We start from the raw sequence: 19,973 nt of genomic DNA, 5'->3' as shown, positions 1-19,973 counted from the left end.
CAAGGTGGTGCGCCACCTCGTCGAGGGGTTTCTGCCCGAAGAGCGTGGTCGCCGCCCATCTGGCTCAAGCGCCAGCAGCGCCCGCGGGATCTGGCCCGAATGGGTGCAGGCACGTTTGCGCATGGCAAACGCTGACGAGATCGACACCTGGCTCGACCGCGTGCTCGATGCGCAGCGGCTGGAAGAAGTGTTCGCAGAAAATCTTTCTGATCTGGGAAAACGCTGACAAGGAGCGAATGATGCAGTTTTTCGGTAGGTTTCCCACGACGCGGATGCGTCGCATGCGGCGCGACGAGTTTTCCCGGCGCTTGATGCGCGAGCACGTGCTCACGGCAGACGATCTGATCCTGCCGGTGTTCGTGCTCGATGGCGAAAACCGCGAGGAGGCGGTGCCTTCCATGCCGGGGGTGAAGCGCCTGTCGATCGACCGCTTGCTCTCGCTTGCCGAAGAGGCGGTCGGGCTGGGTATTCCGGCGCTTGCCCTCTTTCCCGTGATTCCGCCGAGCCTCAAAACTCCGGGTGCGGAGGAGGCGTGGAATCCGGCGGGTCTGGTGCCGCGGGCGGTGCGGGCGCTGAAACAGCGCTTTCCTCAGCTCGGTGTGATCACCGACGTGGCGCTCGACCCCTACACGAGCCACGGGCAGGATGGGTTGATCGCGCCGGACGATCCGCGCGGCTACGTGATGAACGACGAGACGGTGGCCGCCCTCGTGCGTCAGGCGTTGTGTCACGCGCACGCCGGCGCCGACATGGTGGCGCCCTCCGACATGATGGACGGGCGCATCGGCGAGATTCGCCGCGCGCTCGACGAGCAGGGGCTCATCCACGTGCGCATCCTCGCCTATTCGGCGAAATACGCTTCGGCCTTCTACGGGCCGTTTCGCGATGCCGTGGGCTCGGCGGCCAATCTCGGCAAGGGCAGCAAGGCGACCTACCAGATGGATCCGGCCAACAGCGACGAGGCGCTGCGCGAGGTGGCGCTCGATCTCGACGAGGGGGCCGATGCGGTGATGGTCAAGCCGGGCATGCCGTATCTCGACGTGATCCGGCGGGTCAAGGAGACCTTTGGCGTGCCGACGCTCGCCTATCAGGTGAGCGGCGAGTACGCCATGCTCAAGGCCGCTTTCGGCCACGGCTGGCTCGACGAGCAGGCGGCGATGATGGAGTCGCTGCTTGCCTTCAAGCGCGCCGGGGCCGATGCCATCCTCACCTATTTCGCGCTCGAGGCGGCGCGGCTGCTCGCGCGGCGCTGAGGCGGGCGTCGCTCAGGGGCGGCGGTGCAGGCGAATCACCGCGCGCCCGTCGGGTAGCGTCTTGGGCGCTTCCTTCCAGGCGTGTCCGAAGACGAGCTCGACGGTGATGGGAATCGTGCCGTCGGCCTCGCGCCGCGCTTCCAGCGCCGCGAGCGCCCGCTGCCATCGCTCCTTGCCGGTGAGGGTGTGGCGGCGGTCGCGGCGCGCGTTGGTCGCTCCGGCCGCGCGCAGATCCTGCCACAGGCGCGCCGGGTCGCGGTAGCGCAGGCTGAGCATCTGCATGTCCATCACTGGATCGGCGAAACCCGCGGCCACGAGCAGGTCACCTACGTCGTGCATGTCGAGAAAGGAATGCACCGCGGTGGGGCCGAGCGCTTCGCGCAGCTCGCGCAGCGTGTCGGGGCCAACGGTGGAGAAGAACACGGTGCCGCCCACGGCGAGCACGCGCTGCCATTCTTTGAGAGCGAGGAGCGGTTCGGAGAGCCAATGCAGCAGCAGGTTGGACCAGAGGAAGTCGACGCTGCCCGTGGCCAGCGGCAGGGCGTGGGCATCGGCTACGAGGGTCTTTGCCGGGTCGCGGCGGACGAGCCGGGCAAGCCAGGAGGATGGGGGGGCGAGGTGCGCGAGCCGCGCCGGGGCGAAGTCGACGGCGATGGCCTCGGCTTGGGGATAGCGCGCGCGTAGCGCCGGCAGGTCGTGCCCGCCGCCCACGTCGAGCAGGCGCCGCGGCGCGATGCGCAGGTAGTCGAGGCGCTCGAACAGGCGCTGGGCCGTTTCCTCGGCAAGGAAACGATTGGAAGGGTAGGCCGCGGCCGTGCGCTCGGCGCGGCGGCGGATCAGGGCGGGGTCGAGGTCGGGGCCGAAGGCGGTGGAGGTGTCGGGCATGTCGTCGGAGGGGAAATGAATCTGCCGGATTTTACGCCGCTCGTCGATTTTTTCCTGCCCTCGCGTTGCGGCCTGTGTGGCCTGGGGGCGACGGTGCGGGGTCTGTGCGCGTCCTGCCGTGGCGAATTTCTGCCGTGGCGGCAGGAAGAGGCGTGCCGGCGCTGCGGCGATCGTCTCACGCCCGCAGAATGCGAAGGAATCTGCGCCCAATGCGCGCTGAAACCGCCGCGCTTCGAAGCCGTTTCGGCGGGATTCTGGTATGAGCCGCCGCTCGATGCGCTCATCCACCGCTTCAAGTACGGTGCCGACCTGCGTCTGGGCCGGGCGCTCGCGCTGGCGATGGCGCAGACGATGCTTCCGCCGCTGGCGATCGACGTCCTGCTGCCGGTACCGCTCGCGCCCCGGCGCCAGCGCTCGCGGGGATTCAACCAGGCGGCGGTGCTCACCCGTGATTTGGGCGCGGCGTGGCGCCTGCCGGTTCTACTCGACGCGGTGCAGCGCCGGCGCGAGACGCCGCACCAGGCCCGTCTGCATGCTTCGGCGCGGCGCGAGAACCTGCGCGGCGCTTTCGCCGTGGAGCGGGCGCGGGCGATTGCCGGGCGCCGGGTGGGCGTGGTTGACGACGTGCTCACCACCGGGGCGACGTTGAACGCGTTGGCGGAGGTCTTGCTGGAATCCGGAGCGGCTGCGGTCCAGGGAATCGTGCTGGCGCGGGCGGCTTCGCCCGTTCGTCTGACGGGGTGACGGGAATGTTCGAGATCGTCCTTTTCCAGCCGGAGATTGCGCCCAACACCGGCAACGTGATCCGGCTGGCGGCCAACACCGGGGCGCGGCTGCATCTGGTGCGGCCGCTGGGATTCGTGCTCGAAGACAAGGGACTGCGCCGCGCGGGGCTCGATTATCACGATCTTGCCCAGGTGATGGTGCACGAGGATTGGGCGGCGTGCCGCGCCTGGCTGGGTACGCGGCGCCGTTTCCTGCTGACGAGCAAAGGCGTGCGCCCCTACGCGGACGTGGCGTTCGCAGCGGGAGACGTCTTCGTCTTCGGCTCCGAGACGCGCGGCGTGCCGTCCGAGGTGGCGGAAGGATTCGCCGAGGCTTCGCGGTTGCGCATTCCCATGCTGCCGGGTAACCGCAGCCTCAACCTGTCGAACGCGGTCGCGCTCGTCGTCTACGAGGCCTGGCGGCAGCAGGGGTTTGCCGGCGGGGGATGAAACGGGCGCTCAGGGGCGCTCGAACTTCGGGTCGCGCGCGAGCAGCGCCTCCACCACCGCCTCGGCGGCGAGATCCGGCTCGAAGAGCAGGCGATGGACGGCTTCGGCGATGGGCATTTCGATGCCGTGGCGCCGGGCGAGCGCCACCGCCGCGCGGGTGGTGGGCACGCCCTCGGCGACGTGCCCCAGTTCGGTGAGGATCTCGGCCAGCGGCTTGCCCGTGGCGCGCATGAGCCCCACGCGGCGGTTGCGCGAGAGCTGTCCAGTCGTGGTGAGGATGAGATCGCCCATCCCTGCCAGTCCCATGAGGGTCTCGTCGCGCCCGCCGAGCGCCCGGGCAAGCCGCGCGATCTCGGCTAGCCCCCGGGTGATCAGGGCGGCGCGGGCGTTGAGCCCGCAGCCCAGGCCGTCGGCCACGCCTGCGGCGATGGCGATGACGTTCTTGAGCGCTCCGCCCACCTCGGCGCCGACCACGTCGTCGTGGGCGTAGAGGCGCAGCCGGGGCTGGTGCAGCTGTTCGACCCAGTGCTTGGCCCAGTGGGCGTCGGCGGCGGCGAGCACCAGGGCGGTGGGGAGGTTGCGTGCCACTTCCAGGGCGAAGCTGGGGCCGGTGAGCACGCCTGCCCGGGGCGGCAGCAAGGTCTCGGGCCATGCTTCGGTGACGATGCGGTGCGGCAGCGCCAGGCGCTCGGGGTCGATCCCCTTGCAGGCCCACAGAAAAGGGAGGTTGGGGCGCTCGCGCGCGAGCGCCGCGACGGTGGCTCCGAGCCCCGCGAGCGGCGTGACGATCAGGGCGAGGTCCGCCCCGGCGAGCGCCTCGGGGAAATCCGCCGTGACGGCGACGTCCTCGGGCAGCGGAACTTCCGGCAGATAGCGGCGATTGCAGCGTTCGTGCGTGATCTGCTGGGCCTGCGCTGGATCGCGGCACCACAGGCGTACGCGGTGGCGGCGCGCCATGGCGATGGCGAGCGCCGTGCCCCAGGCTCCGGCACCGAGCACGGCGAGCTGCATCACAGCCCCCAGACGGCGCTGCGAGGGATGAAGCCTCGCAGCGGGCCGGCGGCGACTTCGGCCCAGCCGTCGCTCGTACCCAGCAGCGCCAGGACGACGTTGCGCTCGACCTCGCAGACGATGGCCGCTGCGGGATCGGGTGCCGAGCGGATTTCGGCACGGTCGACGATGACGATCACCGTGCGCAGATCGTCGAGATTGGCGGCAGGCACCCAGTACAACCCGCCTTCGGCGTCCCGGATCTGCGCCCATTCTCCCCGGTTCTGGATCCATTCCACCGGCGTGCCGGGCAGCAGCGAAAAAACGGGTACCGGCTCGCCGGGTGCGAGATAGGCCGGCGTGAGGGCGGTGACGTGACGATACGTCGCCCCTTCGGCATGGGTGGGGACGGGCGCCACGAAGATCAACGCGGCGGCCAGCCAGGCAAACGCCCGGCTGGGTCCTGTGCCGAGAAGCCCCCCGCCCCGCCGTTTCATCCCGGGCTCACTGCAGGCGCGCTTCGCCCTCGCCGCTCTGGGCGAGTTCGGCTTGGCGCTTCTGCTGCGCGTAGAGCGCTTCGAAATTGACCGGCGCGAGGATCACCGGCTGGAATCCGGCGCGCAGCGACGAGGAGGTGATGGCCTCGCGCGCATAGGGGTAGAGCAGATTGGGGCAGGCGACGAAGAGCAGCGGTTCGAGGTTCTCTTCCGGCACGTTGCGGATCTGGAAGATGCCGGCCTGCGCCGCTTCGATGAGAAAGAGCGTTTTGTCCTGGCCGATCTTGGCGGTGACGGTCACGGTGAGCGTGACGTCGAAGAAGCCCTCGTCGAGGCGCGTGGCAGCGGTGGCCAGTTGGACGTCGATGTTGGGCGTCTCGCGCTCGAGAAAGCATTGCGGCGCGTTGGGGACCTCGATCGAGAGGTCGCGCACGTAGAGTTTTTCCACGCTGAAGATCGGCTGGTCGGAGGTTTGCGTACCGTTGGTGTCGCTCATGGCAGGGTTCCGTAAGAAGGATCAATGGGAAGAGGATGCGCCTTGCAACAGTGCGTCGAGCTTGCCCTGGCGTTCGAGCTCGTAGAGATCGTCGCAGCCGCCGACGTGGGTCTCGCCGATGAAGATCTGCGGCACGGTGCGCCGACCGGTGAGGCGCATCATTTCGTCTCGTTGCGCCGGGTCGCGGTCGATCAGGATCTTTTCGATCTCGGTCACGCCCTTGCGCCGCAGGAGTTGTTCGGCCCGGACGCAGTAGGGGCAGACCTGGGTGGCGTACATGCGCACTTTGGGGGATGGGCTCATTTCTTCTTCCTCGAGGATTCGCTCTCGAGCGGCAGATTGGCCTTGCGCCAGGCATCGATGCCGCCGGCGAGCGTGTAGGCGTGGGGGAAACCCGCGGCGCGCAGCTTCTTGCAGGCGGTGGCCGAACGCGCGCCGCTGTCACAGTAGAGAATGAGATGGCGCGAGCGCATCTGCTCGATGCGATGGTCTTCCAGGAGGCGCTCGGCGGGGACGTGGAGGGCGTTGGGCAGGTGCGCCTTACGGTAGTCGGCTTCGCTGCGGATGTCGACGAAGACGGCATCTTCGCGGTTGACCATGACGACGGCCTGGGTCGGCGTGACGCGGCTGTCGTCGGTGGCACTGCGCACCGTCTCGACGATCCACCACAGGCCGCTTGCCACGGCGAGCAAGGCCCAGTGCCAGTTTTGCACGAGAAATTCCTGCAACATTGCCTCCTTTCGCGACGGGATGGAACGGCGCACGTGCGGCGGCTGCGATAAAATGCTCGGCTCGATCGTGGTGTGCAGCTGCCGTCGCCCGAGCGCCGATCGAGGTGTCCAATCATATCAGAGGATGATCATGTACAAGATCGTGCTGTTGCGTCATGGCGAATCCACCTGGAACAAGGAGAACCGCTTCACCGGCTGGACCGACGTCGATCTCACGGAGAAAGGCGTCGAAGAGGCGCGCGCGGCCGGGCGGCTGCTGCGCGAGCGGGGGTTTTCCTTCGATCGGGCGTTTACCTCGGTGCTGAAACGGGCGAACAAGACGCTCAACCTCGTGCTCGAAGAGCTCGATCAGCTGTGGCTTCCGGTGGAGCATTCCTGGCGCCTCAACGAGCGCCACTACGGCGCGCTGCAGGGGCTGGACAAGGCCGAGACGGCGGCCAAATACGGCGACGAGCAGGTGCTGCTGTGGCGCCGCTCTTACGATGTTCCTCCGCCGCCGTTGCCCGAGGGTGATCCGCGCATCACCGCCGACGATCCGCGCTACTGGGATCTGCCCAAGGCCGAGTTTCCCCGCACCGAATGCCTCAAGGATACGGTGGCGCGCTTCGTTCCTTACTGGCAGACGGTGATCGTGCCGCGCATTCTCGCCGGGGAGCGTATCCTCATCGCGGCGCATGGCAACAGCCTGCGTGCGCTCATCAAATACCTCGACGAGGTGTCGGATCAGGACATCGTCGGGCTCAACATTCCCACCGCCCAGCCGCTCGTCTATGAGCTGGACGAGAGCTGCCGGCCGCTCAAGAGCTATTACCTCGCCGACGAGGAGACGATCAAGGCGCAGCAGGCGGCCGTGGCGGCGCAAGGGCGCGCGAAAAAGTGAACCGAATGCATCGGACGGCGCACCGATGATCGGGCGCAGACTGGCCGTTTCAGTAGGGTTCATTCTGCTGGCCGCGGCCGTCGTGCCCGCCCATCCGGCCGGGGCGCCGCAGGGAGAGGGGCTCGGGGAGAAACGCTCCGAGCTGCAGAACCTGCAGCGCGAGATGCAGCGCATCGACCGTGAAGTGCGCCAGACCGAGTCGCGCCGTCGGGAGACCGAGGCGAAGCTGCAGGAGGCCGAACGGGCGGCCAACGCCTCGGCACGCAAGCTGGAGCGGCTGCGCGCGGAAGAAGAGGCCCTGTCGGCGCGTATCGCCGAGAACGAGGCGACGCTGGCGGAGCTGGAACGCTCGATCGCCCGGCATCAAGAAGAGGTGGCCGCGTGGGCGCGGGAGTATTACCGCCGCCAGCGACCGCTCGATCCGATTTTCTCCAGCGAAGATCCGGCCGAGGCAGGGCGACGGGCGCACTATCTGGAGCTTCTCGCCGCCGATCGGGCCCGGCGCATCGCCGCCTTGCGCGAGCAGCAGTCCCGCGCGGCAGCGCTGCGCACGGAGCTCAAGCGCCGTCAGGAGCGTCTGGTGCAGGTGAGGGAAGAGGCGGCGCAGGAAGCGGACCGTTGGCAGGCCCTGGCACAACAGCGGCGGCAGCTGCGCGAGGAGTTGGCGCAACAGCTCCAGGCGGCGAAAGATCGCAAGCGCGAGATCGAGGCGGATGCCGCGGCGCTCACGCAGCTGGTGCGTCGGCTGGAAGCCCAGGAACGGGCACGACGCGAGGAAGAGGCGCGGCAGGAGCGCCTGCGGCGGGAGGAAGAAGCAAGACGCGAGCGTGAGCGGCGCGAAGCGGCGCGGCGCGCGGCGCTACAGGCCAAGCGCGAGGCGAGCAGTGCGTCTCCGGCTGAATCTTCGGCATCGCCGCCATCGCCGAAGCCCCCGGAAGACGAGGCTCCTTCCCGCCCGGCGCGGCGCCTCGCCGATGCATCGGCCGCCGGAACCCCCCTTTCCGGGCTGCACGGCCGTCTGGGCTGGCCGGTGCAGGGCAATCTTCAGGGGCGCTTCGGTGCGTCCCGCCCCGAAGGAGGGACGTGGCGCGGGGTGTTCATCGCCGCCGGGGCGGGACAGCCGGTACGGGCGGTGGCCGACGGCGTGGTCGCCTACGCCGACTGGCTGCGCGGTTATGGTAATCTGATCATCCTCGATCACGGGGGCGGCTATCTCACCGTCTATGCCAATGCGGACTCCCTGTTGCGCGAGCCGCAGCAGCGGGTGCGGGCCGGAGAGACGATCGCCACCACAGGGACGAGCGGCAACATGGGCCGCTCGGGGTTATACTTTGAAATTAGGCACAATGGCGAGCCGCTCGATCCCCTGCGATGGATCGGCGGCTGACACAATCTCGGGGTGATGCGAATGCGGCGCTGGATCAGTCGGGTTTCCTTGTTGGTGGTCGCGGTGGTGGGCGGCGTCCTGCTCACGCTCAATCTGTCGGCCTGGGCCGAGCGCAACGCCTCGCCCGCCTTGCCGCTCGAGGATCTGCGGGCGTTCGCCGAGGTCTACGACGCAGTCAAGAAGGGCTACGTCGAGCCGGTGGAGGATCAAAAGCTCATCACCGAAGCCATTCGCGGCATGGTGAGCGGCCTCGATCCGCATTCGGCCTATCTCGACCCCGAAGAATATCAGGAGCTGCAGGTCGGCACCCAGGGAGAATTCGGCGGCCTGGGCATCGAGGTCGGCATGGAAGACGGTTTCGTCAAGGTCGTCTCGCCGATCGAGGATACCCCGGCCTTTCGTGCCGGCATCAAGGCGGGCGATCTGATCGTGAAAATCGACGAGACGCCGGTCAAGGGCATGAGCCTGCGCGATGCGGTCAAGCGCATGCGCGGTAAACCCGGCACCAAGGTGAAACTCACCATCGTGCGCAAGGAGGTCGACAAGCCCATCGTGCTCACGCTCACGCGCGAGGTGATCACCGTGCGCAGCGTCAAGAGCAAGCGCGACGAGGGCATCGCTTACGTGCGCGTGACGCAGTTCCAGGAAAACACCGGTCCCATGCTCGTCGATCATCTGCGCAAGCTGCGCCAGGATGGGGCGCTGCAGGGCGTGATCCTCGACCTGCGCAACGATCCGGGCGGCCTGCTCAATGCGGCGATCGGCGTGTCCGGCGCCTTCCTGCCCGACGACGCCCTGGTGGTGAAAACCTCCGGCCGCCTGCCGGACTCGCAGCGTGAATACCGTGTGCGCCCGTCCGATTATCTGCGCGGACCCCGCGAGCGCGACTATCTCGCCGACCTGCCGCCGGAGTACCGCTCCGTGCCGATGGTGGTGCTGGTCAATGGCGGATCCGCGTCGGCTTCCGAGATCGTGGCGGGTGCCTTGCAGGATCATGGCCGGGCCAAGATCATGGGAACGCGCTCGTTCGGCAAGGGCTCGGTGCAGACCATCCTGCCGCTCAACAACGGCGCGGCGCTCAAGCTCACCACGGCGCTCTACTACACGCCCAGCGGCCGCTCCATTCAAGCCAAGGGGATCGAACCGGACTTCGTCGTCGAAGAAACCGAGAAAGGGGCGGCGCGCTTCCTGCGCGAGGCCGACTTGCAGCAGCACCTCGAACTCGACGGCAAAGGTGTCAAACGGGCGGGGTCCGGCGAGACGGCGACCGGTGAGGACAAGGAGGAGGCGCCGGCCGAAGAGCCCGACATGCCGCCGAAATTCGAGTACGGTTCGGCCGAAGACCGGCAATATCAGGCAGCCTTGAAGTGGCTGCGCGAAGGGGTGGCTCCGCCTGCGCCGCCGGCCGAGACCTCTGCCCTCGGTCAGGCTCCGAAAGCGGCGAAACGCTGACCCGTCCGATGGACGATGCGGCGCTGCTGCGCTACAGCCGCCACCTGCTCCTGCCCGAGATCGGCATCGAAGGGCAGGAGCGCATCGCACAGGGCAAGGTGCTGATCGTCGGGGCGGGTGGCTTGGGCTGCCCGGCGGCGTGGTATCTCGCCTCGGCCGGTATCGGCCGGCTGTTTCTCGCCGACGATGACGTGGTCGATGCTACCAACCTGCAGCGCCAGACGCTCTACGACGAAAGCACCCTTGGTCAGCCCAAGGTGCTGGCGGCACAGACGGCGCTTGCCCGCGTCAACCCGCTGGTCGAGGTGGTGCCGCTGCAGACGCGGCTCGAGGGTGAGCGCTTGGCACAGGCGGTGGCGGAGGTCGACCTGGTGCTCGATTGCAGCGACAACTTCCCCACGCGCCACGCCGTCAACCGCGCCTGCGTGGCGGCCGGAAAACCGCTATTTTCCGGCTCGGCGATCCGTTTCTCGGGGCAGATCGCCGTGTTCGACCGGGCGGGGCGCGGCGGGCCGTGCTACCGCTGCCTTTTTCCCGAAGAGGCCGAGGACGAGGAGCTGCGCTGCGCCGTGATGGGCGTGTTCGCGTCGCTCACCGGCCTCATCGGCACGGCGCTCGCCGCCGAGGCGATCAAGTGGTTCGCGGGACTGGGGGCGGCGCTTTCCGGCAGGCTGGTGCTCTTCGATGCCTTGACGATGCAGTGGCGCAGCTTGAACGTGGCGCGCGACCCCTCATGTCCGGTCTGTGGGGCGCAGGCGCAGGCGTAGGTCTTCGCCCAGGCGTTTCGTCTCTTCCACGCGAAAGCGCGGTGCTTCTTCGAGTGTGCCCGGTTCGGGCAGGGCGAAGAGGGCGCGCGCCTGATTCCCGAGCACGCAAGGGGCGGCGTAGTGCAGCCATTCATCGACGAGCCCCGCGGTGAGGAAGGCGGCGTTCGCCGTGGCGCCGGCTTCGATCAGGACTTCGTTGATTTCGTTTGCCCCTAGCCAACGGGCGAGCGCCGCGAGATCGATGTGCCCAGCGGCGTCGGCCGGCAAGCGGATGACGCGATGCCCCCGGGCTTCGAGGCGGGCGCGTTTTTCCGCTTCTTCCCGTACCGTGAAGATCCACACCGGCTCGCCGTGCAGCAGACGGGCGGATTCGGGCAGGCGCAAGGTGCTGTCGAGCACGGCGCGGCGCGGAGCGCGTCGGCAGGGGACGTGGCGCACCGTGAGCTCGGGATCGTCGGCGAGCACGGTGGCGATGGTGGTGAGCACGAGGCAGGAGCGGGCGCGCCAGCGGTGCACGTCGCGTCGGGCGGCTTCGCCCGTGATCCAGCGGCTGCGCCCGTCGGCGAGCGCGGTGCGTCCGTCGAGCGTGGCGGCGGTCTTCAGACGGAACCAGGGCCGGCCCTGGGTCATGCGGGTGAGAAACCCCCGGTTGAGCTCGGCGGATGCTTCGGCGCACAGCCCGACGTCGATGGCAATGCCCGCCTGGCGCAGGCGTTCGATTCCCTTGCCGGCCACGCGCGGGTTGGGATCCTGCAGGGCGACGACGACGCGGGCCACGCCGGCGGCGATGAGCGCGTCGGCGCAGGGCGGAGTGCGGCCGTGATGGCTGCAGGGTTCGAGCGTCACGTAACAGGTGGCGCCGCGCGCGGCCGCTCCCGCCTGGCGCAGGGCGTGGATTTCGGCATGCGGTTCGCCGGCGCGCTCGTGCCACCCTTCGCCGAGCAGCCGTCCGTCGGAGGAGACGATGACGCAGCCGACGCGCGGATTGGGCGTGGTGGTCTCCAGCCCCTTGCGCGCGAGCCGCAACGCCCGGCGCATCCAGTGGGAATCGTCAGGAGCGGGCGAGGTCGGCGGCATCGTCGTCGGTGTGCTTCTCGCTGCGCTTGCGCCGGGCGCTTGCCTGCACGTCGCGGATGAGTTCGGCGAACTTGCCCACGTCCTCGAAATTGAGGTAGACCGAGGCGAAACGCACGTAGGCGACTTTGTCGAGGCGCTTCAAGGCGTCCATCACCATCTCGCCGATCATGGTACTGGGGACTTCGCTCGCGCCGCTCGAGAGGAGCTCCGCTTCGATGCGCTCGATGGTGCGTTCGATCGTCTCGGCGGGCACGGGGCGCTTGCGCAAGGCCAGCCGCAAACTGGCGGTGAGCTTTTCCCGGTCGAAGTCCTCGCGCGAGCCGTCGCGCTTGACGACGACCGGGGGCTTGAGATCGACCCGTTCGTAGGTGGTGAAACGGCGCTGGCAGTTGGCGCAGCGGCGGCGGCGACGCACGACGCTGCCGTCGTCGCCTTCGCGCGTATCGAGCACCTGCGTGTCCGCGTCACCACAGAAAGGGCATTTCATCGCGAGGAATCAATGCTCGTAGACGGGGAAACGACGGCAGAGCTCGGCCACTCGTTCCCGCACGCGGGCGAGCACGGTTTCGTCGCTCGGCGCATCGAGCACGTCGGCGATGAGGTGCGCGACCTGTTCGGCTTCGAGTTCGCCAAAGCCGCGGGTGGTCATGGCCGGGGTGCCGATGCGGATGCCCGAGGTGACCATGGGTTTTTCCGGGTCGTTGGGAATGGCGTTCTTGTTGACCGTGATGTGGGCCCGCCCCAGCGCCGCTTCGGCGTCCTTGCCCGTGACGCCCTTGGGACGCAGGTCGACGAGGAAGAGGTGCGATTCGGTGCGGCCGGAGACGATGCGCAGGCCCCGCTCGTTGCCGAGCACGCGCGCCATCACCTGGGCGTTGAGCACGACCTGTTCCTGATAGCGCTTGAACTCGGGACTCATGGCCTCCTTGAAGGCCACGGCCTTGGCAGCGATGACGTGCACGAGGGGACCGCCCTGCAGGCCGGGAAAGATGGCGGAGTTGATCGCCTTTTCGTGCTCGGCCTTCATGAGGATGACGCCGCCACGCGGCCCACGCAGGGTTTTGTGGGTGGTGGAAGTGACGACATCGGCGTGCGGCACGGGGTTGGGGTAGAAACCGGCGGCGATGAGGCCGGCGTAGTGGGCCATGTCGACCCAGAAGATCGCCCCCACATCGCGGGCAACCTTGGCGAAACGCTCCCAGTCGATGCGCAGCGAATAGGCCGAGGCGCCGGCGACGATGACCTTGGGTTTGTGCTCGTGCGCCAGCCGCTCCATGCGGTCGTAGTCGATCTCCTCGCGCTCGTTGAGCCCGTAGGCGACGACGTTGAACCATTTGCCGGAGAGGTTGAGCGGCATGCCGTGCGTGAGGTGTCCGCCCTCCGCCAGGCTCATGCCCATGATGGTGTCGCCGGGCTTGGCGAAGGCCATGAGCACCGCCTGGTTCGCCTGCGAGCCGGAGTGGGGCTGCACGTTGGCGGCTTCCGCGCCGAAGAGTTTCTTCAGCCGCTCTATGGCCAGGCGCTCGATGACGTCGACGTGTTCGCAGCCGCCGTAGTAGCGCTTGCCGGGATAGCCTTCCGCGTACTTGTTGGTGAGCTGCGAACCCTGCGCCTGCATGACAGCGTAGGAGACGTAGTTCTCGGAGGCGATGAGTTCGATGTGCTCTTCCTGCCGGCGGTTTTCGGCTTCGATCGCGGCGAAGAGCTCCGGGTCGACCTGGGCGAGGCCATCGGCTTTGCGGAACATGGGGGACTCCGTCGGGGTTCGGAAACGGGAAATTCTAGCACGGGGCGCGGGGTCACATCGCGGCGATCTCGTCGCGCGCCGGGGCTTCGAGGTGCGAGGTCTCGGCCCAGGCGAGGATGGCGCGCTGCTGCCCCCAGCGCACCCACGACAGGCCGCAGTTGGGGATGGGGAAGTCGCGCTTGCGCTCGAGCGGCAGCCCCTCGACGTGGCGGCGCACGGCGTCGAGCACGCCGCCGTGGGTGACGAGGAGCACGGCTTCACCGCGATGGGCGTGGGCGAGTTCGTCGAGCGTGCGGCCGATGCGGGTGAAGGTTTCGAGAAGCGCTTCACCGCCGAGCGGTCGGTAGTGGGGATCACGGCTCGCGTAGCGGGCGTAGCCTTGGGGATCGAGCCGTTCGGCTTCTTCGGGCAGAAGGCCCTGGAAGTGGCCGCAGTGCCGCTCGCGCAGGCCCGGATGCGGCTGAAGGGGCGCGTCTTCGCCGAGGATGAGGCGGGCGGTCTCGAGCGTGCGCGCGAGGTCGCTCGCATAGTGGGCGGCGAAGGAGATGCCGGAGAGGGCACGGCGCACCGCCAGCGCCTGGCGGCGGCCGGTGTCGTTGAGCGGCACGTCGAGATGCCCCTGGATGCGCTTGTCGCGGTTCCAGTCGGTTTCGCCATGGCGCACCAAGCAAAAGAGCGCGTCGTCGCCATCGGGCAACGGAAAGGGAAGTGTTCGTTTCATACGAGGGTTTCGGTCACGTCGGGATGGGAGAGGAAGGCGCGCGGGCTCGCGCTCGCGCCGTAGGCACCGGATTGATAGACCACGAAGAGATCGCCCGGTTCGGCCGGCGGCAGCAGCACCTCTTGGGCGAGGATGTCGAGTGGGGTGCACAGCGGCCCGACCACGGTGACCCGTTCGCTCGCCGGCAGGTGCATCTTGTTGCCGATCGCCACGGGGTAGTTCTTGCGGATCACCTGGCCGAAGTTGCCGCTCGCGGCCAGATGCTGGTGCAGGCCGCCGTCGACCACGAGGAAGGTGGTGTCGCGCGAGCGTTTCTTGTCGAGCACGCGGCAGACGTAGAGGCCTGCCTCGCCTACGAGGTAGCGCCCCAGTTCGATGACGAGCTCGGTTGCGGGCAGGAGACGGTGCAGCTCGGCGGCGAGCGCGCGCAGGTTCTCGCCCACCGGTTCGAGCGCGAGCGGCTGCTCGCCGGGAAAATAGGGGATGCCGAACCCGCCGCCGAGGTTGAGCCAGCGCGGCGGCGCAGGGAGCCGTTCGGCAAGGCGCACGAGGCGATCGAAGGAAGCGCGCTGCACGGCCACGAGCGTTTCGGCATCGAGGCTCTGCGAGCCGGCGTAGAGGTGCAGCCCCTCGAGGGCGAGGCCGGCAGCCTGGAGGGATTCGAGCAGGGCGGGAGCGCGCTCGAGGTCGATGCCGAAGGGTTTGGCCCCGCCGCCCATCTTCATGCCGGCGCGCTTGAGCTCGAAATCGGGGTTGAGGCGCAGCGCGAGGTGCGGTGCGATGCCGAGCGACTCGGCGTGGGCGAGCACGCGCGGCAGTTCGCGCTCGGATTCGAGCGTGATCGTGATCTCCGCGGCCAGCGCCTGGCGCAGCTCTTCGTCGCGCTTTCCGGGACCGGCAAAGGCGATGCGCTCGGGGGCCATGCCGCAGTCGAGGGCAAGCGCCATCTCGCCGCCGGAGGCCACGTCGAAACCGTCGGTCTCGCGCGCGAGCAGCGCCACGAGCGGCGGGAAGGGGTTGGCCTTGATGGCGTAGTGCAGGCGCACTTCGGGGCCGATCGCCTCGCGTACGCGGGCCACGCGCGCACCTATCCGGCTTCGGTCGTAGGCGTAGAAAGGCGTGCGGCCGACGCGCTCGGCGAGCCGGGTGAGCGGCAGTCCGCCCACGGTGAGCTCACCGCGCGCATCGACGGGAAATTCGCGCATCGGTGCGTGTTCCGGGATCATACTTGCGTCTGGGTCTTGGCGTAGCGGGCGAGCCGTTCGCGGATCGCCGGCCGGTCGAGCTTGCCGTTGGGGTTGCGCGGCAGGGGCTGATCGGACAGGAGGAAGACCTGCGGCATCTGGTAGGGCGGCAGGTGCTGGCGGCAATGGCGGCGCAGGGCTTCCAGGTCGAAGGGTTCGACCGCCGGCTGCAGCGCCACGGCGATGATCTGGCCGAGCCGCTCGTCTTCCAGCCCGCAGGCGCAGCACTCGCGCACGAGCCCGGAGGCGATGAGCGCTTCTTCGATCTCGGTGGGGCTGACGCGATAGCCGGAGGTCTTGATCATCTCGTCGCGCCGCCCTGCGAAATATAGATACCCTTCTTCGTCGAGCCAGCCGTAGTCGCCGGAGTAGACCGCCCACTCGCGCGCCGGCACTGGCGACGGACGCGGATCGACGGCAGGGGGTAGCGGCCGGAACCGTTCGGCGGTGCGCTCGGGGTCGTTCCAGTAGCCCTGCGCCACCAGGGGACCGCGCTGCACGATCTCACCCACTTCGCGCGGGGCGCAGGGGGTGCCGTCCTCGCGCAGTACGAACACTTCGGCGTTGGGAATGGCGCGGCCGATCGAGTCGGGTCGGCGGTCGATTTCTTCCGGCGGCAGGTAGGTGGCGCGGAAGGCCTCGGTGAGGCCGTACATCAGATAGGGTTTGGCTTGGGGCGCGAGGGCGCGCAGGCGCTCGAGCACGCGTCGCGGCAGTTTTCCGCCGGTATTGGCGAAATAGCGCAGGTGGGCGGCGACAGGAGCCGGCCAGTCGAGCTCGGCGAGCGCCACCCACAGCGGCGGCACGGCGGTGAGCCCGGTGACGCGCTCGCGCTCCATGGTGCGCAGCACGTCGACGGGCAGCAGGTAGTTGAGCAGCACCACCCGCGCTCCGGCGCAGAAGGCCGTGGTGAGCTGGGAAAAGCCCGCGTCGAACGAGAGCGGCAGCGCCGCGAGCAGCACGTCTTCGGGGGAATTTTCCAGATAGCTCGCCACCGATTGGGCGCCGGCGACGAGGTTGCGGTGCGACAGCACCACGCCCTTGGGGCGCCCCGTGCTGCCGGAAGTGTAGAGGATGGCGGCGACGTCGTTCTCGGTGGCGGGCGGCGCGGCGAAGGCACCGGCCTGCGCCAGGCATTCGCGCCAGGAATGGGCATCGGGCGGTACGCCCTGGCCCGGTTCATCCACGGCGAGCACCCCCGGCGCCACGCCTTCGGGCCAGGGCAGCAGGGTGCGCAGGCGCGTGGGGGCGGAGACGAGGCAGCGCGCGCCGCTGTCGCGCAGCAGGTAGTGCACCTGCTCGGCCTTGAGGAGGGGGTTGATCGGCACGAAGATGGCGCCGGCGGCGGCTGCGCCGAAACAGGCGATGACCGTCTCGGGCCGTTTGTCGAGCCAGACCGCGACGCGATCGCCGCGGCGGATGCCCAGCGCCTGCAGCGCCGCGGCGCAGCGTTCGATCTCCCGCGCGAGCCGGGCGTAGGTGAGGTGCTCGCCGCCAGAGGTGAGCGCCCGGGCATCAGGGCGCCGTTCAGCGTGGTAGCGCGGCAGATGCCACAGCAGGAACGGTGGATGCATGGCGGAGCGACCTCCCTTTATAATGATCGTTTCGCCGCCCGTGGGCGGCGTTGCCGGAATGAAGGGGAACGAGGTTGGACATCGAAACGAGGATCCTCGAAATCTTGGGCGAGGCGCTCGAATTGCCACCGCAGCGTCTGGTCGAACTCGGCCGCGACAGCGCTCTTTTGGGAGCCATTCCCGAGCTCGATTCCATGGGCGTGCTCGCCGTGATCCATCTCCTCGAAGAGCGTTTCGGGTTCATCATAGGCGACGAGGAGATCGACGGCACCACCTTCGCCACGCTCGGCACGCTCGCCGACTTCGTGGCGGAGAAGCTCGGCGGCTGAGCCGCCGTCATCCTCCGCCTACTCGGCCCGGATCATCGTGCCGACCCCATGGTCGGTGAGGATCTCGACGAGCAGCGCGTGCTCGACGCGCCCGTCGATGATGTGCACCGAGCGCACGCCGTTCCTGGCCGCTTCCAGCGCGGAGGCGATCTTGGGCAGCATCCCGCCCGAGAGCGTGCCGTCGGCCACCAATTCGTCGATTTCGCGTGGCGTGAGCCCCGTGAGGAGATTGCCGTTCTTGTCGAGCACGCCGGGCGTGTTGGTCATGAGGATGAGCTTTTCGGCGCGCAGCACCTCGGCGAGTTTGCCCGCCACCAGGTCGGCGTTGATGTTGTAGGTCTGCCCTTCCTCATCGACGCCGATCGGGGCGATCACGGGGATGAAGTCGCCGCGATCGAGGAACTGGATGATCGAAGGGTCGATATGGCTCACCTCGCCCACCTGGCCGATGTCGATGAGCGCTTCGCCGTCGTCGCGCTGGCGCAGGCGCATGCGGCGGGCGCGGATGAAGCCGCCGGCGTCCTTGCCGGTGAGACCGACCGCCTTGCCGCCGTGCCGGTTGATGAGGTTGACGATCTCCTTGTTCACCTGGCCGCCGAGCACCATCTCGACCACGTCCATGGTCTCGGCGTCGGTGACTCGCATCCCCTGGATGAATTCCCCTTTCTTGCCGATGCGTTCGAGCAGGCGCTCGATCTGCGGCCCGCCGCCGTGCACCACCACCGGGTTCATGCCGACGAGCTTCAAGAGCACCACGTCGCGCGCGAAGCTGTCTTTGAGGCGCTCGTCGGTCATGGCGTTGCCACCGTACTTGATGACGAGCGTCTTGTCGAAGAACTGGCGGATGTAGGGCAGCGCCTCGGCGAGCACGTCGGCTTTCTGCGCGGCGGTGAGCGGTTCTCGGGTCATCGCGTCGTCCTTGGGTTTGGCGGAATCAGGCGTTCTTGGCCGATTTTTCCGGTTCGATGCGCAGCCGGATGTGCAGCTCGCGCAGCTGTTTCTCATCGACCGGGCTGGGGGCATGGGTGAGCAGGCACTGGGCGCGCTGCGTTTTCGGGAAGGCGATCACGTCGCGGATCGATTCGGCGCGCGCCATCATCGCCACGATCCGATCGAGCCCGAAGGCGAGGCCGCCGTGGGGCGGAGCGCCGTACTTGAGCGCGTCGAGCAGGAAGCCGAACTTGGCGCGCGCCTCCTCCTCGCCGATGCCGAGCACGGCAAAGACGCGTCGCTGCACCTCCTCGCGGTGGATGCGCACCGAACCGCCGCCGATCTCCCAGCCGTTGAGCGCCAGGTCGTAGGCCTTGGCGCGCACGCTGCCCGGGTCGGATTCCAGTCGCTCGAGGTCTTCGTCCTTGGGTGAGGTGAAGGGGTGGTGTAGCGCCGTCCAGCGCTTTTCTTCCTCGTCGTATTCGAACATGGGAAAATCGGTGATCCACACCGGCGCCCAGTCGGCCCCCGTGAGGAAGCCTTTCTCGTGCCCGATCTTGGTGCGCAGCGCCCCCAGCGCATCGTAGACCACTTTGGGCTTGTCGGCGCCGAAAAAGATGAGATCGCCGCTTTGCGCGCCGGTGCGCTCGAGGATGGCGCGCAGGGCCTGTTCGTGCAGGTTCTTGACGATGGGGGATTGCAAGCCGGTTTCGTCGGGGCGACTCGCGTCGTTTACCTTGATGTAGGCAAGCCCCTTGGCACCGTAGATGCCGACGAATTTGGTGTACTCGTCGATCTCGCCTCGGGTGAGCTGCGCCCCGCCGGGGATGCGCAGCGCCATCACCAGACCGCCGGAATTGGCCGGGCCGGAGAAGACCTTGAAAGCGACGTCGCGCACGGCGTCGGTGACGTCGGTGAGCTCCAGCGTCACGCGCAGGTCGGGTTTGTCCGAACCGAAACGCGCCATCGCCTCGGCATAGCTCAGGCGCGGGAAGGGATCGGGCAGCCGCACGCCGAGCGCCTCGGCGAAGACCTCGCGGATCATGGCTTCGGCGAGTGCCGTGATCTGCGCTTCCGTCATGAAGGAAGTCTCGATATCGACCTGGGTGAATTCGGGCTGACGGTCGGCGCGCAGGTCTTCGTCGCGGAAGCACTTGGTGATCTGGTAGTAGCGGTCGAACCCCGAGACCATGAGCATCTGTTTGAAGAGCTGGGGCGATTGCGGCAGGGCGTAGAAGTGGCCCGGATGCACGCGCGAAGGCACGAGGTAGTCACGCGCCCCCTCGGGGGTGCTGCGCGTGAGCATGGGCGTTTCGATGTCGACGAAACCGTGCGCGTCGAGGAAACGACGGAAGGCGCGCGCGGTGCGGTAGCGCAGCAGGAGGTTTGCCTGCATCGCCGGGCGACGCAGGTCGATGACGCGGTGCGTCAGGCGCACCGTCTCCGAAAGGTTGGTCTCGTCGAGCTGAAAAGGCAGGGGCGCGGCGGCGTTGAGCACTTCCAGCTCGCGGCACAGCACCTCGATCTCGCCGGTGGGCAGATTCGGGTTCTCGGTGCCGGCGGGACGGCGGCGCACCGTGCCGGTGACACGCACGACGTATTCGTTGCGCAGGGATTCGGCGGTGCGGAACGTCTCGGGGGAGTCGGGATCGCAGACGATCTGCACCAGCCCTTCGCGGTCGCGCAGGTCGAGGAAGATGACGCCGCCGTGATCGCGTCGGCGATGGACCCAGCCGCAGAGGGTGACGGTCTGATCGAGGTGTTCGGTATTGATTTGTCCGCAGTAGTGGGTGCGCATG

The 19,973-nt window shown here is 68.3% G+C and carries 22 protein-coding genes and 1 pseudogene; 9 read left to right on the top strand and 14 right to left on the bottom strand.

All coding sequences use genetic code 11. The features are described 5' to 3' along the window. A pseudogene (locus tag OA56_RS04220) lies at positions 1-226 on the top strand (hypothetical protein); the annotation flags it as partial. Between the two features lie 13 nt (positions 227-239). After that, the gene (hemB, locus tag OA56_RS04215) at positions 240-1,253 is read left to right on the top strand and encodes a porphobilinogen synthase (protein WP_055423850.1); all 1,014 of its coding nucleotides are present in this window, start codon (positions 240-242) and stop codon (positions 1,251-1,253) included. A gap of 12 nt (positions 1,254-1,265) precedes the next feature. Here hemB and OA56_RS04210 read toward each other — a convergent pair whose 3' ends face one another. Continuing rightward, positions 1,266-2,138, bottom strand: coding sequence for a methyltransferase domain-containing protein (locus tag OA56_RS04210; protein WP_461583653.1), 873 nt, complete (start codon positions 2,136-2,138; stop codon positions 1,266-1,268). Between the two features lie 15 nt (positions 2,139-2,153). Between OA56_RS04210 and OA56_RS04205 the strand changes: the two genes are divergently transcribed. Both OA56_RS04205 and OA56_RS04200 read left to right on the top strand, forming a co-directional pair. Continuing rightward, entirely contained in the window at positions 2,154-2,882 is a 729-nt protein-coding gene (locus OA56_RS04205) for a ComF family protein (RefSeq protein WP_055423785.1), read from the top strand. 5 nt (positions 2,883-2,887) lie between these two features. Then, complete coding sequence (locus tag OA56_RS04200; RefSeq protein WP_055423786.1) at positions 2,888-3,352, top strand: tRNA (cytidine(34)-2'-O)-methyltransferase; 465 nt, start codon at positions 2,888-2,890, stop codon at positions 3,350-3,352. A 9-nt stretch (positions 3,353-3,361) separates the two neighbouring features. On the opposite strand, the gene OA56_RS04195 is transcribed toward OA56_RS04200, so the two are convergent. The 5 genes from OA56_RS04195 to OA56_RS04175 are packed head-to-tail and all read right to left on the bottom strand — an operon-like array spanning position 3,362 to position 6,066. Beyond that, a complete protein-coding gene (locus OA56_RS04195) occupies positions 3,362-4,363 on the bottom strand; it encodes an NAD(P)H-dependent glycerol-3-phosphate dehydrogenase (RefSeq protein WP_055423787.1) in 1,002 nt (333 codons plus the stop codon). After that, on the bottom strand, positions 4,363-4,839 hold the full coding sequence (locus OA56_RS04190; RefSeq protein WP_055423788.1) for an SH3 domain-containing protein: 477 nt from the start codon (positions 4,837-4,839) through the stop codon (positions 4,363-4,365). The genes OA56_RS04195 and OA56_RS04190 overlap by 1 nt, the downstream gene beginning before the upstream one ends. A 7-nt stretch (positions 4,840-4,846) precedes the next feature. Continuing rightward, positions 4,847-5,335 carry a protein-export chaperone SecB gene (gene secB, locus OA56_RS04185; protein ID WP_055423789.1) on the bottom strand — a complete coding sequence of 163 codons (489 nt, stop codon included), beginning with the start codon at positions 5,333-5,335 and terminating at the stop codon, positions 4,847-4,849. A gap of 21 nt (positions 5,336-5,356) precedes the next feature. Continuing rightward, positions 5,357-5,638 (bottom strand): glutaredoxin 3, encoded by a 282-nt coding sequence (grxC, locus tag OA56_RS04180; RefSeq protein ID WP_072247950.1) that lies wholly within the window; start codon positions 5,636-5,638, stop codon positions 5,357-5,359. Next, positions 5,635-6,066 carry a rhodanese-like domain-containing protein gene (locus OA56_RS04175; protein ID WP_055423791.1) on the bottom strand — a complete coding sequence of 144 codons (432 nt, stop codon included), beginning with the start codon at positions 6,064-6,066 and terminating at the stop codon, positions 5,635-5,637. The genes grxC and OA56_RS04175 overlap by 4 nt, the downstream gene beginning before the upstream one ends. Before the next feature lie 130 nt (positions 6,067-6,196). On the opposite strand from OA56_RS04175, the gene gpmA reads away from it, so the two are divergent. Genes gpmA through OA56_RS04155 form a run of 4 tightly spaced genes read left to right on the top strand, consistent with a single transcriptional unit; the run spans position 6,197 to position 10,552 of the window. Next, positions 6,197-6,946, top strand: coding sequence for a 2,3-diphosphoglycerate-dependent phosphoglycerate mutase (gene gpmA / locus OA56_RS04170; protein ID WP_055423792.1), 750 nt, complete (start codon positions 6,197-6,199; stop codon positions 6,944-6,946). Between the two features lie 25 nt (positions 6,947-6,971). After that, positions 6,972-8,333 carry a murein hydrolase activator EnvC family protein gene (locus OA56_RS04165; protein WP_055423793.1) on the top strand — a complete coding sequence of 454 codons (1,362 nt, stop codon included), beginning with the start codon at positions 6,972-6,974 and terminating at the stop codon, positions 8,331-8,333. A gap of 21 nt (positions 8,334-8,354) precedes the next feature. After that, complete coding sequence (locus OA56_RS04160) at positions 8,355-9,785, top strand: S41 family peptidase (protein ID WP_141056382.1); 1,431 nt, start codon at positions 8,355-8,357, stop codon at positions 9,783-9,785. Positions 9,786-9,793: 8 nt separating this feature from the next. Further along, the gene (locus OA56_RS04155) at positions 9,794-10,552 is read left to right on the top strand and encodes a HesA/MoeB/ThiF family protein (protein WP_461583647.1); all 759 of its coding nucleotides are present in this window, start codon (positions 9,794-9,796) and stop codon (positions 10,550-10,552) included. Here the strand turns inward: OA56_RS04155 and ribD are convergent. From ribD to OA56_RS04125, 6 genes are read right to left on the bottom strand one after another with little or no spacing between them, the layout of a single operon-like run. Then, entirely contained in the window at positions 10,517-11,629 is a 1,113-nt protein-coding gene (gene ribD, locus OA56_RS04150; protein ID WP_461583645.1) for a bifunctional diaminohydroxyphosphoribosylaminopyrimidine deaminase/5-amino-6-(5-phosphoribosylamino)uracil reductase RibD, read from the bottom strand. The two genes, OA56_RS04155 and ribD, sit on opposite strands and share 36 nt — an antisense overlap. Beyond that, positions 11,604-12,116: a transcriptional regulator NrdR gene (nrdR, locus tag OA56_RS04145; protein ID WP_055423797.1), complete on the bottom strand. Its 513-nt coding sequence runs from the start codon at positions 12,114-12,116 to the stop codon at positions 11,604-11,606. The genes ribD and nrdR overlap by 26 nt, the downstream gene beginning before the upstream one ends. Positions 12,117-12,125: 9 nt before the next feature. Next, entirely contained in the window at positions 12,126-13,376 is a 1,251-nt protein-coding gene (gene glyA / locus OA56_RS04140; protein ID WP_461583643.1) for a serine hydroxymethyltransferase, read from the bottom strand. 52 nt (positions 13,377-13,428) lie between these two features. After that, the gene (locus OA56_RS04135) at positions 13,429-14,097 is read right to left on the bottom strand and encodes a histidine phosphatase family protein (protein WP_461583641.1); all 669 of its coding nucleotides are present in this window, start codon (positions 14,095-14,097) and stop codon (positions 13,429-13,431) included. Then, the gene (locus OA56_RS04130; protein ID WP_461583639.1) at positions 14,094-15,302 is read right to left on the bottom strand and encodes a pyridoxal-dependent decarboxylase, exosortase A system-associated; all 1,209 of its coding nucleotides are present in this window, start codon (positions 15,300-15,302) and stop codon (positions 14,094-14,096) included. The genes OA56_RS04135 and OA56_RS04130 overlap by 4 nt, the downstream gene beginning before the upstream one ends. Positions 15,303-15,319: 17 nt before the next feature. Further along, on the bottom strand, positions 15,320-16,915 hold the full coding sequence (locus OA56_RS04125) for an acyl-CoA ligase (AMP-forming), exosortase A system-associated (protein WP_461583638.1): 1,596 nt from the start codon (positions 16,913-16,915) through the stop codon (positions 15,320-15,322). Positions 16,916-16,989: 74 nt separating this feature from the next. On the opposite strand from OA56_RS04125, the gene OA56_RS04120 reads away from it, so the two are divergent. After that, positions 16,990-17,244, top strand: coding sequence for an acyl carrier protein (locus OA56_RS04120; RefSeq protein WP_055423802.1), 255 nt, complete (start codon positions 16,990-16,992; stop codon positions 17,242-17,244). Positions 17,245-17,262: 18 nt separating this feature from the next. Here the strand turns inward: OA56_RS04120 and argB are convergent, their stop codons facing one another. After that, positions 17,263-18,153 (bottom strand): acetylglutamate kinase, encoded by an 891-nt coding sequence (gene argB / locus OA56_RS04115; RefSeq protein WP_461583635.1) that lies wholly within the window; start codon positions 18,151-18,153, stop codon positions 17,263-17,265. Between the two features lie 25 nt (positions 18,154-18,178). After that, the gene (gene aspS / locus OA56_RS04110) at positions 18,179-19,972 is read right to left on the bottom strand and encodes an aspartate--tRNA ligase (protein ID WP_461583633.1); all 1,794 of its coding nucleotides are present in this window, start codon (positions 19,970-19,972) and stop codon (positions 18,179-18,181) included. Position 19,973: the final 1 nt, after the last annotated feature.

It is taken from the genome of Tepidiphilus sp. HLB4 (assembly GCF_054823945.1).
Note: the sequence above shows the minus strand (reverse complement) of the source record. Positions and strands in the feature narration are given on the sequence as shown.